The organism is Klebsiella sp. BIGb0407, assembly GCF_024807845.1.
GTDB lineage: Bacteria > Pseudomonadota > Gammaproteobacteria > Enterobacterales > Enterobacteriaceae > JGM124.
In genome coordinates, this window is sequence record NZ_JANUEQ010000001.1 from 875,722 (window position 1) to 889,638 (window position 13,917).

10 protein-coding genes are annotated in these 13,917 nt (G+C 47.0%); 3 read left to right on the top strand and 7 right to left on the bottom strand.

The genetic code is table 11. The annotated features are described in order from the left end of the window. Positions 1–33: 33 nt before the first annotated feature. Positions 34–1,698, bottom strand: coding sequence for a lipid IV(A) 4-amino-4-deoxy-L-arabinosyltransferase (gene arnT / locus M2387_RS04190; RefSeq protein ID WP_259047370.1), 1,665 nt, complete (start codon positions 1,696–1,698; stop codon positions 34–36). 431 nt (positions 1,699–2,129) lie between these two features. After that, the gene (locus tag M2387_RS04195) at positions 2,130–3,722 is read right to left on the bottom strand and encodes an ABC transporter substrate-binding protein (RefSeq protein WP_259047372.1); all 1,593 of its coding nucleotides are present in this window, start codon (positions 3,720–3,722) and stop codon (positions 2,130–2,132) included. A gap of 106 nt (positions 3,723–3,828) precedes the next feature. Here M2387_RS04195 and pepT point away from each other — a divergent pair, with 106 nt between their 5' ends. Continuing rightward, positions 3,829–5,058: a peptidase T gene (pepT, locus tag M2387_RS04200; RefSeq protein ID WP_259047373.1), complete on the top strand. Its 1,230-nt coding sequence runs from the start codon at positions 3,829–3,831 to the stop codon at positions 5,056–5,058. A 44-nt stretch (positions 5,059–5,102) separates the two neighbouring features. Here pepT and M2387_RS04205 read toward each other — a convergent pair whose 3' ends face one another. Together M2387_RS04205 and M2387_RS04210 are read right to left on the bottom strand one after the other, a co-directional pair. Then, a complete protein-coding gene (locus M2387_RS04205) occupies positions 5,103–6,716 on the bottom strand; it encodes an ABC-F family ATP-binding cassette domain-containing protein (protein WP_259047375.1) in 1,614 nt (537 codons plus the stop codon). A 284-nt stretch (positions 6,717–7,000) separates the two neighbouring features. Further along, a complete protein-coding gene (locus M2387_RS04210; RefSeq protein WP_259047377.1) occupies positions 7,001–7,768 on the bottom strand; it encodes an SDR family oxidoreductase in 768 nt (255 codons plus the stop codon). 337 nt (positions 7,769–8,105) lie between these two features. On the opposite strand from M2387_RS04210, the gene M2387_RS04215 reads away from it, so the two are divergent. After that, a complete protein-coding gene (locus tag M2387_RS04215; RefSeq protein WP_259047378.1) occupies positions 8,106–8,828 on the top strand; it encodes a FadR/GntR family transcriptional regulator in 723 nt (240 codons plus the stop codon). Between the two features lie 32 nt (positions 8,829–8,860). On the opposite strand, the gene M2387_RS04220 is transcribed toward M2387_RS04215, so the two are convergent. The 3 genes from M2387_RS04220 to M2387_RS04230 form a co-directional block, all read right to left on the bottom strand. Beyond that, positions 8,861–10,816, bottom strand: coding sequence for an autotransporter domain-containing protein (locus tag M2387_RS04220; RefSeq protein ID WP_259047379.1), 1,956 nt, complete (start codon positions 10,814–10,816; stop codon positions 8,861–8,863). A 458-nt stretch (positions 10,817–11,274) separates the two neighbouring features. Then, positions 11,275–12,207, bottom strand: coding sequence for an FAD:protein FMN transferase (locus M2387_RS04225; protein WP_259047380.1), 933 nt, complete (start codon positions 12,205–12,207; stop codon positions 11,275–11,277). Next, a complete protein-coding gene (locus M2387_RS04230) occupies positions 12,207–13,157 on the bottom strand; it encodes a LysR family transcriptional regulator (protein WP_259047381.1) in 951 nt (316 codons plus the stop codon). The genes M2387_RS04225 and M2387_RS04230 overlap by 1 nt, the downstream gene beginning before the upstream one ends. 147 nt (positions 13,158–13,304) lie before the next feature. Between M2387_RS04230 and M2387_RS04235 the strand changes: the two genes are divergently transcribed. Further along, positions 13,305–13,913: an NADPH-dependent FMN reductase gene (locus tag M2387_RS04235; RefSeq protein WP_259047382.1), complete on the top strand. Its 609-nt coding sequence runs from the start codon at positions 13,305–13,307 to the stop codon at positions 13,911–13,913. Positions 13,914–13,917: the final 4 nt, after the last annotated feature.

Here is a 13,917-nt window from a genome sequence, read left to right on the forward strand (position 1 = left end):
AGCGCAGCGGCTGGTCAGCAGGTTTATCGGTGTTCAGGGCTGTTTCAGGTATTGCAATAGCACCAGACGCCCGTCGCTCCAGGTATTATCTGGCACAGGGAGAGCCAAATCGTCGAGTTTTTCCCCCTTTGAGAGCAGTAAAACCAGAGCAACGTTACCGGTACGGCGATGTTTATCCAGCCACTGGGGAAAATTTTCTGCCGTCGTGAAACGGTTTTCGTTACCCGGATAGGCCAGCCCGTATTCCAGTTCACCCTGGGAGTCATATAAATCGATATCACTGCGTTTCATCTGCCAGGCAATGCCGGAAGCAACCCCGGTATTATCGGCCAGAATATACTGACTCTCTGCCAGCTGCGGACGTATCACCTCAATAAATGCCTGCGGTTGCTTTGAGTGCACCACTGTATCCGGAATAACGGATCCGACTAGCAACGCAATGCCCAGCGGACAACAAGAAGCCCAGAACCAGCGACGTTCACTGTGAAACAGCGTCACCGCCCCGACCATCGCCCAGATAAGAAACGCCAGGCCACCGAGCATGACTTTATTCACCTCACGGGTATCATAAAGGGCAAATTTCGCCGGTCCCCAGGGAGCCAGAGCAACGAGCACAATAACGAAACAAATAATGCCAAATACCAGATTCAGCCAGCCATTAACCCGTAAGGTTCGCGCCTTATTTTTGGCCAGTATTACCGCATGACGTGCCATTAAAATCGACAGCGGCACAAAGCAAGGCAGGATATAGGTCAGGAGCTTGCCTTTAGCGATACTGAAAAATAGTAACGGCATGATGACCCAGCCGAGTAAATAGAAGGCAGCATTTTGTGTACTACGCTCCTGAAATCCGCGTTTCAGCGCCCCGGGTAATAAGCCTAACCACGGCATACAACCGACAATGAAAATAGGAAGGTAATACCAGAACGGCGATTTATGCTGAGCATCATCCTCAGCAAAACGCTGGATATGCTCAACCCAGAAGAAATAATGCCAGTAATCAGGTTCAGCTCTGGCAATGGCCAGAGCCCAGGGTAAGACAATCAGAACCGCACAGATCACGGCTATCGGGCCAAATAAGAACAGCTCCTTCCAGCGCTTCTGCAGTACGACCCAGGGCAATACGCTAATAACCGGGATAGCAAGCGCGAGAAATCCTTTACTCATCACTCCTAATCCACAGGCAAAACCGAGCAGAATATAGCCTCCGACCTTCTCTGCTGTGGTACTTGCAGTACTGGCAGCCCAAAAACAGCACATTGCTGCCGTCAGGCATAAGGTCACCATCGGATCGAGCACCGCATAAGTTCCGACGCTATACACCAGGAAGAACGTCAGGAAAATGACAGCGGATAATACCGCCACAGCCCTGTCACGCCACATACGAAATGCAAGCCCAGCAATCAATATAGCGCTGAGAGAAATGCAGAATACTGACCCAAAACGGACAGCAAAATTATTATGTCCGAAGATAAACTGGCTCAGTGTGTTTATCCAGTAACCTAAGATGGGCTTTTCAAAATAACGGAGGTCCAGAAAATGGGGCACAACCCAATTCCCTGATAGCAACATTTCGCGGCTGATCTCTGCATAGCGTGTCTCATCCGGCTGCCATAATCCTCTGGCATCCAGGGGCACTAAATATAATAAGGCAAAGCAAAGACCAAACGCCATTCCATACTTGACTAAGGATTTCATCTATCAAAACTCGATACGTTATTGTCAGCCTGGTCGTCCCTGCCAGGAATAAAAAAAACAGCAGCCATAAAACGTCACTATCGCCAGGGTATAAAGTAACCACTGCCAACAGGCACTAAGCATCTTATTTTTCGCTATTATGGACAGGTTACTACTAATATTGTTCCGCCAGAAAATAAAAAATATTTTTTTACAACCTAAGGATGAATTAAGAATAAAAAATAATTTTCACTCATATAGTACCGGGGTTTATTACCCGGCGTCTGCGGACAAAATAATATGATTCACTGAGAGTAATTTAAACGGTTGCTAAATAAACAGCAGGATAATAAATATTATTTTTATTTGCGCTGGATTTTTACTGAATAATAGACTACGTAGAATTTTCTCAAATAAAGCTCTTCACCTTGATGGTGAAGAGCTTATTCTTTCTATTTTTTATCGACTTGGTAGAAAATATGCTTCCCGAACGGATCAATTTCATACCCGGTGACTTCAACCCTGACCGGTTCAAAAATAGTCGAGTGCGCAATCATCACCGCGGGCATTTGGTCATGCATCATCTGTTGCGCCTGCTGATAGATAACCGCCCTTTTGCTTTGGTCGCTTTCGGTTCTGGCTTCTTCAATCAGTTTATCGAACGGCGCATAACACCATTTCGCTGAGTTAGACCCACCTTTTGCCGCCGTACAGGTAAACAGAGGTCCAAAGAAGTTGTCCGGGTCTCCGGTTGCGGTGGTCCAGCCCATTAAGGCCGCCTGGTGATCACCATTCTTCAGACGCTGTAAATATTCACCCCATTCATAGGTGACAATTTTGGCATTCACGCCGACCTTCTTCCAGTCTGCCTGAATCATCTCCGCCATACGACGAGCGTTAGGATTATAGGGCCGCTGAACCGGCATCGCCCAGAGATCAACCGTTGTCGCCGGGTCATAACCCGCTTCGATTAATAATGCTTTCGCGCCCTCAGGGTCGTAGGCATAGTCTTCCAGTTTATCATCTGCACTCCACACGCCTGGCGGGAGCAGGTTTTTAGCCTGAGTGCCACTGCCATTAAATACCGCTTCAATTATCGCCGGTTTATTGATTGCCATTGCCAGCGCCTGGCGAACTTTCACATTATCAAACGGCGCTTTTTGGGTATTAAAAGATAAGAAACCGGTATTCAGGCCAGACTTACTCATCAGATTAATATTTTTGTTTTCCTTCATCCGTGGTAAATCCGCAGGATTCGGGAAGGGCATCACCTGGCACTCATTTTTTTCCATTTTTGCATAACGAATAGCCGCATCAGGTGTGATAGAGAAAACCAGACGATCGAGTTTAGCTTTACCTTCCCAGTATTCCGGGAAAGCCGTATAGAGAATACGCGAATCCTTTTGATACTGTTTGAGCTCAAAAGGCCCGGTACCAATAGGCTCCATATCGACACGCTCCGGTGCCCCGGCTTTCATCATCTCATCAGCGTATTCTGCAGAAAGAATAGAAGCAAAATACCATCCCAGCGCGGCAATAAACGGTGAGTCAGGTCGCGATAAGGTGAAACGCACGGTATTATCGTCAACTTTATCGATACTGGTAATCAGCTTAGCAAATTCCATACTGTTGAAATTTGAATAGTTCCCATTTGAGACTTTATGGTACGGGTGCTGAGGATCTTTTTGTCGCATAAACGAGAAAATAACGTCATCGGCATTGAAATCGCGAGTCGGCTTAAAAAATTTATTGCTCTGGAACTTCACATCTTTACGCAGGTGGAAAGTATATTCTTTACCATCCTCGCTGATATCCCAGCTTTCAGCCAGGCTCGGAATTAATTCTGTGGTACCGACTTTGAAGTCCACCAGCCGATTATAAATCGGTACTGCGCTGGCATCGACGCTGGTTCCAGAGGTATATAGCTGTGGATTAAAGTTTTCCGGCGAACCTTCAGAGCAAAAAACCAGAGTATTAGCAGCAACACTGGCGCTGAATGTTAAGGCTGTTACGGTCATTGCAAGAGTAGTTATCTTTGTTCTCATCTCTGTCCCTAATTCTGTAATCCACAAGAAAAAAATAAAAGTCCTTGCCATAAATAACATTAAATTCAGATACTGAGGTACTGCTATTTTTAATAAGGACCCAATTATGTCGTCTCCGTTACAGTTTCAGCTGACACAACGCTTCTTTCGTTATTTAGCCATAACCAGTCAGAGCGACCCGCGGGTTAATACGTTACCCAGCACTCCAGGCCAAAAAGAAATGGCAAAATTACTGGCAGAGGAATTACAGGGTCTGGGGCTGGACGATATTATTATTGATGAATTTGCCACGGTAACGGCAGTAAGAAAAGGTAATGTTGTTGGCGCGCCAAAAATTGGTTTTATAACCCATATTGATACCGTAGATGTAGGATTATCAGCTGAAATTCATCCGCAAATATTGTCTTTTACCGGCAGCGACCTCTGTCTGAATCCACAGGAAGATATTTGGTTAAAAACCGCTGAGCATCCGGAAATATTGCGTTATAGCGGCGAAGAAATTATTTTCAGCGATGGCACCAGCGTACTGGGTGCAGATAATAAAGCCGCGGTCACCGTAGTCATGACATTGCTGGAAAATTTAGCCGCAACCGATAAGGTCGGGGATATTGTTGTAGCCTTTGTCCCTGACGAAGAAATCGGTTTATGTGGCGCTAAAGCGCTTGATTTGGCAAGATTTGATGTCGATTTTGCCTGGACCATTGACTGCTGCGAAATAGGCGAAGTGGTCTATGAAAACTTCAATGCCGCCCAGGCTGAAATCACCTTTACCGGTGTCACCAGCCATCCGATGTCAGCCAAAGGGGTGCTGGTTAACCCTCTGCTGATGGCCACAGATTACATCAGCCACTTTGACCGCCAACAAACGCCGGAACACACTGAGGGCCGGGAAGGTTATATCTGGTTTAATGGGCTGGTAGCCAGCCAGAGCGAAGCTGTACTCAAAGCCAATATTCGTGATTTTGATTTAGCGCGTTTCGCTGAAAGAAAGCAGCAAATTATCGACCTGGCAGAAAAATTTGCCTCACAGTATCCTACTGCTGGCGTCAAATATACGATAAGCGATACCTACAGTAATATCAGCAATGCTATTACCGATGATCGCCGTGCTATTGATTTGATATTTACCGCGCTGGATGAACTGAATATTCCGGCTAAAGTTATCCCAATGCGTGGAGGAACGGATGGCGCCGCGCTGTCCGCGAAAGGTTTATTAACGCCAAACTTCTTTACCGGTGCACATAATTTCCACTCGCGCTTTGAGTTTCTGCCTCTCAGTTCTTTTGAAGCCTCTTATCAAGTGGCACGAAAACTTTGTTTGTTAGCGGCTAAATAAAAAATCACCTGCTCTGTATTCTAATCCAGAGCAGGTGTCTTATTTCATCTGAGCGTAAATTCCCAACCACTTTCCCCGGCCACCAGCCAGTGCGTCAGCCCTATCTGATTAAGAAACACGTCGTCATGTGAAACCACCAGCAAGGTGCCTGAGTACTGGTTCAGCAATAGCTCTAATGCTTGCAGAGAAACCAGATCGAGATGGTTACTCGGCTCATCGAGCAGTAAGCAGGATGCAGGCGGATCGGCATAAATCACGGTCGCCAGGGCGGCTTTAAGCTGCTCTCCGCCACTGAGCTGGCCGCAAGGTAATAAAATGCGCGTGGCATCAAGCCCGAGCTGCGCCAGTTGCATACGTAGCTGAGACTCCCCGGCCTGAGTATTAACGGCAAGTAACTGTTCCAGCACATTCAGCCTTGGGTCAAGCAGCGAGAGTTGCTGGTCAAGACAGGCGATAATTCCCCGAATATCGCATTCCCCCCGAACAGGGCTTAACTGGCCTGCGAGGATTTTGAGTAACGTCGATTTGCCACAACCGTTCGGTCCCCTGACCCCTATCCGCTGCCCGCCATAAATCGTCAGGTCCAGCTTATCGTATGGCGCGGGGGCAAAAGGCAGCCGGATATCGGTGAGTCTGGCAACCTGATGTGACAAACCCGAAAAGGCGGAATAGCCGTGCATCACAATCTGGGGCGCTTTCTCAATATTTTGGGCGGCATTCTGCACCTGCAAATTGAGCTGAGATTGTGTTTCTGCCGCCTGTTTCTCTTGCTTACCGCTTGATGCCTCACTGCGCCCCTTTTGGCGACCGAGTAAAATCTTCGCCTGATTGGCCTCTTTACCGAGACGATTGCCGCGGGACTGACGCTTTTCAAGCCGTTCACGTTTATCGCGTAACCCTTGTTCTTGCCGTTTACGCTCGATTTTAAGATGTTCCAGCTGCTGTACCGCTGCGGCAGTTTCCCGGGCTTTTATTTGCTGGTAAATATCATAGTTACCGCCGTAACTGTTTAACCCGAGCGAGGAGAGTTCAACTATTCTCTCCATCTGCTGGAGTAAGCGCCTGTCATGGCTGATGACCAGCAAGCCACGGGGCCAGCAAGCTAACTGCTGCATCAAGGCCTCACGGCTGGCACTGTCCAGATGGTTAGTCGGCTCATCGAGAATTAAAAAGTCCGGGTCAGAGAGCATGGCACCGCTTAAGGCCACCCGCATGGCTTCGCCACCGCTGAGCCTGCTGGTAGCCGTTTCGGGTGAAAGATAATCCAGCCCTGCTGCAGCAAGCTGAATTTGCAGGCGCGGCCGGATATCCCAGTTATCTGCCACTAAATCAAAATCAGTCTGACAGGTACTCCCGGCCTCAATCCGGGTCAGGGCCGCAAGCTGCACATCAACACCGGCCAGCATCGCCACGGTCTGATAGTGCTGCGGTGACAGATGCTGCGCCAGATACCGGACCTTCTCTGCGCCATAGCACGCCCCGGCGGTCGGCTTAACGACGCCTGCGAGAATTCGCGCAAGCATACTTTTACCGACGCCATTGCGCCCCACCATACCGGTATGGCGAGCATCAAACTGAGCATTGAGATGAGAAAAAAGAGGCTTGCCGTCCGGCAAAACCAAAGAGACGCCTTCCAGCGTCAGCAACGTATTCGTCATGGGATAACCCTAAAATTAATGCACCAATTCAACTCCCGAAAGGAGCGGAGAACAGACCGTCAAGGCTGACGGTGGGCATTAATTGCGCATTGGACGAATACCTCTGAGGAAAAGTGATGACCCGGTGATGATAAAAGATTCAATATCCACTCGTCAAATGATGGGTAACTGAAAATCTGTCAATACAGCTCACCAGTACCGTTTTTTCCTGGATGAAACGGTACTGGTTAAAGGGTAATCGGCCTGGCTATTTGTCCTTTAACGGGAAATGTGGTCTGCCACTGTTATAAAACCGCCAGCCAGCCACCGTCGACATAGATGATCTGCCCGTTAACATAGTCTGATGCCGAAGATGAGAGGAAAATCGCTGCGCCGATTAAGTCTTTTGGATCGCCCCAACGCTGGGATGGATTACTGCTTTTCACCCAGCGATCGAAGTCCGGATCCTCAACTAAAGCCTTATTCATGTCGGTCTGAATGTAACCCGGACCAATCGCATTGGTCTGAATATTAAACTGCGCCCACTCGGCAGCCATGGCACAGGTGAGCATTTTCACCCCACCTTTTGCTGCCGTATAAGGTGCCACGGTTGGACGCGCGGCCTGACTGGTCAGTGAACCCATATTAATAATTTTGCCACCCTGGCCACGGGCTATCATCCGTTTAGCCGCTGCACGCGCGACAATAAAGGCACTGGTCAGGTTGGTATCTATCACTTTCTGCCAGTTTTCCAGCTCCATTTCCACCAGCGGTTTGCGGTACTGAATACCCGCATTATTGACTAAAATATCAATCTCAATTCCCTGAGCATCAAATTCGGCAAAAACGATTTCCACTGCGACTTCATCCGTGACATCAAAAACGGATCCCTGAACGTCATAGCCCTCACTACGAAGCTGGTCAACGGCATTTTGCAGTCCGACGCCCTTTGAATTATTGAGGATCACGCGTGCTCCAGCCGATGCCAGTCCCTGGGCATAAGCCAGACCAAGGCCACGAGCCGACCCGGTAACCAGTGCGGTTTTGCCCTTGAGATCAAATAATGCATGCATAGCCTTTCCCTCTTATATTTATTATAAAATATGTATGACAACTTAGGGTTAAGAGCATGATTTCCGCCGGGTAAAAAATCAACGTTCCGAATTGATTTCTGCAAACAGGATCACAAAATAGATTTCCGCATACAAAAAAACACATTAACTTAATGATTTTTAAATATTTTAATTCCATGGGAGAATAAAAATTTCACTCACATATAAATTCACGCCATATGACAGAGACCAGAAAACCCATTTAATATGTAGGACAACATGAGTTTTTTCATGGTCGCCTCTCTGCTGTTATATACTGGCATCACGCAGTCTGAAATCTCGATACAGGATAATTCTGGTGAACATGAAGTCCACGCAAAAACAGAATGTTGTTAATGATGTCTTCGAACAGTTACGGCAACAATTAATCGACGGAAACTGGGCTCCCGGCAGCCGTTTACCCTCGGAACAGGAGCTATGCGCTACGTTAAATGTCAGCCGGGTCAGTGTTCGTAGCGCGGTGCAACGATTACGGGATTTGGGGGTGGTTATCACTCGCCAGGGCAGCGGGAGTTATATCAGCGAAGATTTTACCCCGCAGACGCTGAACAACAGATTGCGTCCAGTGATGAATCTCAGCAAAGAAGAGTTTCACGATATGATGGTATTCCGCCAGACGGTGGAATTTAAATGCATGGAGCTCGCGGTTATTCATGCCACGGCCGAGGATATTCTTGCCCTCGAACAAGCGCTTAACCGGATGCTGGTGAATAAAAATGATTATAAAAAATATTCAGAAGCCGATTTCGACTTTCATCTGGCGATTGCCAAAGCATCACAAAACAAAGTGTTTTATAACGTGATGTTGTCGATAAAAGAAAGCTATTACTACTACCTGGAAGAGTTGAACCGTGCGCTGGGTATTACTCTGGAAAGCGTTGATACCCATATACAGGTCTACCTGGCCCTGAAGAACAGAGATGCCTCAACCGCGGTACAGGTTCTGGGTGAAACGATGGCAGAGAATCTTATCGCGATTGAAAGAATCAATCAGACGGAACCCACGAATAACCGGGGCTGATAAGCCCCGGCGATTAAATCAGGCAAGTGAACTTAGAACTGCCACTGTGCACCGACATTGTAGTGAGTCTGAGCGCCATCTTTATGCGCGAAACGGCTGCCCACTGAGGTATAAAGGTTAACATTCTCGGTCGCCAGCCACTGAACGCCAACGGTTGAACGACCAAAGTCTTTATCCGCTTTACCGACATTAACGCTACGGCTGACACCATCGGCCTGGTCTTGAACGGTAAAGCTGGATTTCAGACCGTCACCCATTTCACGTACCCAGGCAACTGTCGCATAAGGCTGGAGTGACATGGTGTTGCTGAAGTCAACTTTGCCATATAAACGCCAGCCCAGACTCGCTTCTACAGAGTTCAGATTCTGTTTCTCATAACGGACGCCGGTGCGCAGGTCACCGTTATCGTTAAAGCCGTTGACGCGGTAGTGAGCATAGTCCAGTCCGACCGTCGGGCCTGCACGAACCGCGCTATAGGAGAAGTCATATCCGCCACTGAGGCGAGCGGTAAAGAACTGTGCATTGGTATGCGCATCCAAATGGTTATCCAGCAGGACCGGGCCATTGTTTGCTTGTAGGAAGACCGAGCGGCGAGTATCGATAGATGATGTTCCCGCGCTCACTTCACTGCCTAACCATGTCGGGCCAGCTTGATTATATAAACCGTAGAGACCGACCTGCCAGGTATCGCTGTCCAGGTGACCATCGCGATCCAGTTTATCTTTGTTACGCAACAAACTTAAAGAACCACCGACCGTCAGCTCTTCTGCCAGCTGGTAATCCACCAGCCCATAGAGCATTGCCTGGCGGGAACGTTGCTGAGGTTCTTTATCAAAACCACTTGATGGATACGCGGTTCCTTCGACACCGACAACGGTATCAAGCGTACCGACACTGCGGGTGCCATTTTGCAGTACCAGCCAGCGCTTATCGGTTAAGTCTTTGACCGACTCACGTTGACGTTTCAGGCTGTCCTGTAAGGCATCCTGCATCGCGGCTGCAGAATAGGCAGAGTGCAGCAGATCGGTATTGGATGATTCCAGTAACAGGCGGGTGACCAGGCGAGAAACATCGCGCAGACGCTCACCAATACGCTCCTGGCCTAAGGCACTGTTCAGGAAAGCTTCATTATCACGCGTCGGATTGTGCCAGGTTGCGCCGCCGGGGATAGCCGGGTTATCGGTTTGGGTATAACCGTCTAAGTCGCCGAGATCCCAGTTGGTTGCTTCCAGGTAGAGAACCGGAATATCAAACGCGTTATTAAAGCTATCGCCGTCACTACAACAACCGGTTCCGGCAGGATAAGCAGGGTCACCGCCCGGGTTGGTGGTGATATCGATATTTAACTCTTTGCCAATCCGCAGCATTTGATCGCGCAGCTTGCCTAGCTCAGGATTAGCCACACTATTGTCACCAGCATGAGCATAGAGTTTATCGCCCGTCACCATACTGTCGATATTGATCATCCCTTTCAGGTTATCAACGCCGTTTTGGGCAATCAGTTCCCGAACCATGGCTTCTGAGCCAATCAAGCCTTCTTCTTCTGCACCAAAGGCGGCAAAGACCAAGGTTTTTTCAGTCTGAATACCGCTCAGGTTACGCGCCACTTCGGTCAGGACCGAGGCACCGGATCCATTATCATCGACACCTTGCAGTGTCGGGCGACCGAAATAGGTATCAAAGTGAGCCCCGGTAATAATGTAGTCGCTGCTCAAGCCGGTATTATAGGCGAGGACGTTTTGCGATGAGCGCACGGCTCCGCCACGAACAGTATAGCTAAAGTCCTGACGTGTGGTGGTATAGCCCACTCCCATGCGCTCTTCCATCCAGTTTGCCGCACCCGCAAAGTTTGCGGTACCGCTATAACGCCCCGGATAATCATTAATCAGGGTATCTAAGGTCTCACGAGCATAACTGCCATTTTCATACGCCAGGGCAGGTAAAGACGCACAGGCTAACCCTACTGCAACAGCCACTTGCTTCAACATTATTGCCACTCCATTTCTTTTTATTTTGTTTAAAAATCACAAATATCACAAACTTTATCCTTAATTGTATATTTTTTACATATGGACACACAATCGAAACAAATGTGTGCTGGTAGATATGCAAATCATGAAATATCAATAGTTTAAGTATGTTATTTCAGGTTTAATCATTCAAGTTGGCGTTCTATCTGGTTTTCATCAGAAAGAGCAGTGATATTGGCTGCCGATAAGAAGAAGTGACGGATGGAGTGAGTCAGAAAAAAACTTTTTCGCGGTTAAATCCTGCGTATAAACTGCATAAAAATGGCGAGTCATTGTGCTAAAAAATTCAAAAAACCGTTTCATCTACTTGATAATCAATAATTTCTCTTCATGGTATTAAATATACTTATGATGCATTAATTGATAGCAGAACAGCTTGAGTAATTTAAACCTTTTACTGACGACTTCCTCGACCATCAGGCCCAGGTCAGCTTATTTCTCAGATTGGTCGTAGTGGCTAATTGCCCGTCCAGGGTAATCACAATAGCCTCCATACCTTCTATATTATTGACGGTTTCCAAAATACGTCGCGGATCCTGGCCAAAGAGTCTGGTGGTGTAGATATCACAATCCAAAGATTTATCAGCAATAATGGTTAAGGAAGCCACATTGTTGTCGACAGGATAGCCAGTGTGGCTATCAAAAATGTGGTGATACTGATTGCCGTTATGCTCAAACGTCCGTTCATAGATACCGGAAGTCACGACCGACTGGTTTCTTATTTTTACGCTGGCAATGCAGTGGCCCCTTGGCAGAAAAGGGTTTTGTATACCGACATCCCAGTTCGGGTTTTGTTTGGGTGAGTTGCCATAAACCAGCAGGTTGCCACCAATATCGATCATCGCGGAAACAGGGTCTTTTCCTTTGAAAAAATCCATCACCTTATCGCTGAAATATCCTTTGGCAATGGCACCTAAGTCTATTTCCATGCCGTTTCTGGCAAAAAATACCGACTGACGGCCGTCGTCCAGCAGGATACTGGCGGGATCTAAGCGGCCCAATACTCGCCCAATCTCTGCCTCGCCGGGAACCCTTGCTTCCTGAAAGCCAATACGCCAGAGCTTAATTAACGGGCCAATCGCAATATTTAAAAAACTATTGGGTTCGAGACTATGCTCTCTGCCTGTTTTGATTAATTCATACAGGTCACTATCAACGGCTACAGGTGCATGCATTGCCGTTTTTTTGAGATCTGATAATTGCGACAGATCCGAGTTAGCACTAAAAACCTGTTCGTAATGTTTTAACATGCAACCCGCTTCTGCTAACCATCTCTCAGCCTGATGTCCCTTAAAATAAAGGCGAATTTTGGTTCCCATCATATCTAATACTTGGGTGCCCTCTGTCATTAATCCCCCTTTCCATACCATGCGTGCTCGGTGGTATCTTTGTAGCGCACAAATGAATCCAGTAATTCTTGCTCCATAGTGGAAAGAGCCCTGCTACTGTGATGTGCGATAAAATAATCTAAGTTCAATTGTTCAATCGGCAAGGCATAGATATTGTATTTCGCAGGGCAAGGCTCGACAGCCAGACTTTCAGGAACAAAAGTCACGCCAACACCCGCCATGGCAAGATGTTTTACGGTGGTGATTTCACCACTTTCTAAAATAATAGTGGGTTTTATTTTATAAATATTCAATAAGTGATCGACTTGCGCCCTGATGGAAGATCCTTTCGACGTTAACACCAGTTTTTGCCGTAATAAGTCTTCCAGCGCAATACTCCGGGGTGCAATTACCGCGGTATTTTCCTGGAAAAGTTCGCAGGATGTGGGAATAACCGCAGAATATCCATGCTTTCCCCAAGTAACCACCAGCAGATTTTCAGCAATATTGCTCGAGTTTTGCCCAATCAAAAAATCTATCTCGCCTTTTAAAAGCCGCTGTTCGTTATTTTCCTGTATATCTTCTATCAGCTCTATCTGACATTCGGGATGATGGAGCAAAAACTTTGGCAGAAAAAGCGGGATAAGATAGGTGCCGATACTGGCTAATATGCCAATTTTCAAAGTCTTTTTATGCAAATCTGTAATAGCCGTGATCTGCCGACGCATATTGGCGTGAACGCTCTCGAGTGAACCCAGATAATCATAGTAAATCTTGCCCTGTTCAGTTAAACGATAAGGCAGTTCATTGCGGTTGATAATCTGGCAATTTAATTCGTTTTCAACTCGTTTAATCACCTGGGTTAAATAAGGCTGAGAAATATAGAGGGACTCGGCAGCCTTGGTGTAATTACTAAATTTTAACAAGGCATTAATATAATATAAGACATGTTGATTATAATATTTTGACATCTTTTCTTCGTCTCACTCCCTCATTTATGCATCATAACAAATTACTTATTAAGTATTAAAATATAGCTATTAGATAGCTTTTTCATACTGTGTTAAAACCATAATCAGAAAGTGAATATTATTTTTACAGTATAGGAAATCCTAAATATGAACTACTTAGCCATTGTTGGCACCAACTCGAGGGTGTCAACAAACCGCCTGTTACTGCAATTCATCAAAGAGCACTTTAAACAAGAGGCTCAGATTGAACTATTTGAAATCAAAGATCTACCTGCTTTTTACGAAGCAAAAGATAACCAGACTCCTCTAGAAGTCGAAGCGCTGTCGGCAAAAATCGCTCAGGCTGATGGCGTGATTATTGCGACCCCGGAGTATGACCATGCTATCCCGGCAGTGCTGAAAAGTGCGCTGGAGTGGATCAGTTATACCAGTCAGGCGCTTACCGACAAACCCGTCCTGATCGTCGGGGCTTCCCATGGCGCCTTGGGTTCCTCACGCGCACAGGCCCATCTTCGACAGATCCTCGACTCCCCGGAACTTGCGGCGCGTATTATGCCGAGCAGCGAATTCCTGTTAGGTAAATCACAGGTCGCCTTTAATGCCAGCGGTAACTTAATCGATGAACAAAAGCGGGCTGAACTCGATGAGATTTTTAGAGAATTTGTGCTGTTTACCCGACTGATAACAAAACTCTTATCGGAAAAAGTTGCGATAAAAAAAGCTAAAAAATACGCATGGCAAACTCAGGAGGCGTGAAAAA

Coding starts and splice junctions, on each gene's coding strand:
- arnT (WP_259047370.1), bottom strand. CDS start 1,698: ATGAAATCCTTAGTCAAGTATGGAATGGCGTTTGGTCTTTGCTTTGCC.
- M2387_RS04195 (WP_259047372.1), bottom strand. CDS start 3,722: ATGAGAACAAAGATAACTACTCTTGCAATGACCGTAACAGCCTTAACA.
- pepT (WP_259047373.1), top strand. CDS start 3,829: ATGTCGTCTCCGTTACAGTTTCAGCTGACACAACGCTTCTTTCGTTAT.
- M2387_RS04205 (WP_259047375.1), bottom strand. CDS start 6,716: ATGACGAATACGTTGCTGACGCTGGAAGGCGTCTCTTTGGTTTTGCCG.
- M2387_RS04210 (WP_259047377.1), bottom strand. CDS start 7,768: ATGCATGCATTATTTGATCTCAAGGGCAAAACCGCACTGGTTACCGGG.
- M2387_RS04220 (WP_259047379.1), bottom strand. CDS start 10,816: ATGTTGAAGCAAGTGGCTGTTGCAGTAGGGTTAGCCTGTGCGTCTTTA.
- M2387_RS04225 (WP_259047380.1), bottom strand. CDS start 12,207: ATGACAGAGGGCACCCAAGTATTAGATATGATGGGAACCAAAATTCGC.
- M2387_RS04230 (WP_259047381.1), bottom strand. CDS start 13,157: ATGTCAAAATATTATAATCAACATGTCTTATATTATATTAATGCCTTG.
- M2387_RS04235 (WP_259047382.1), top strand. CDS start 13,305: ATGAACTACTTAGCCATTGTTGGCACCAACTCGAGGGTGTCAACAAAC.